Origin of the sequence: Streptomyces anandii JCM 4720 (assembly GCF_014650655.1) — a bacterium.
GTDB lineage: Bacteria > Actinomycetota > Actinomycetes > Streptomycetales > Streptomycetaceae > Streptomyces > Streptomyces anandii.
Window position 1 is genome coordinate 273,808 of sequence record NZ_BMVJ01000002.1, and the last position, 660, is coordinate 274,467.

At 74.8% G+C, this 660-nt stretch carries 1 pseudogene; it reads right to left on the reverse strand.

Annotation, left to right across the window (positions count from 1 at the left end):
- Nucleotides 1–660 (reverse strand): annotated as a pseudogene (locus IE249_RS36130) (glycoside hydrolase family 3 C-terminal domain-containing protein); the annotation flags it as partial.

The following is a 660-nucleotide window of genomic DNA, read 5'->3' on the forward strand; positions in this document are numbered from 1 at the left end:
CCGAGAGGCCGGTGAACGCGGACAGGTCGGCGTGGAAGCGGAAGGTGATCCGCTTCGCCTCGCCCGGCGCCAGGTGAACGCGCTGGTAGCCGACGAGCCGGACGTCCGGGCGGGTGACCGAGGCCACCGGGTCGTGCAGATAGAGCTGCACCACGTCCGCGCCCTCGCGCCCGCCGGTGTTGCGGACGGTCAGGGAGAGGTCGTACGCGCCGTCCGTGCCGATCTCGACGACATCGTTGCCCGCCCCGCAGTCCCCGGAGTCGCCGAAGCCGCTGAAGTCCTCCCAGGCGAACGTCGTGTACGAGCCGCCGTGTCCGAACGCGTACAGCGGGGTCGGGTCCAGGCTGCTCACCTCACCCGCCAGGCCCAGCGGGGGCTGGAGGTAGGTCCAGGGCTGGCCGCCCGGGCCGCGCGGCACGCTCACCGGCAGCCGGCCCGAGGGGTTCACCCGGCCCGAGAGCACGCCCGCGACCGCCGGGCCGCCCTCCTCGCCGGGGAAGAACGCCTGGACCGCCGCGCCGAGCCGGCCGTCCCAGCGGCCGAGCGCGTAGGGCCGGCCGGTGAGCAGCACCAGGACCACCGGGACGCCCGTGGCGACCAGTGCGTCCAGCAACTCGCCCTGCACACCGGGCAGTTCCAGGTCGGCCACGTCGCAGCCCT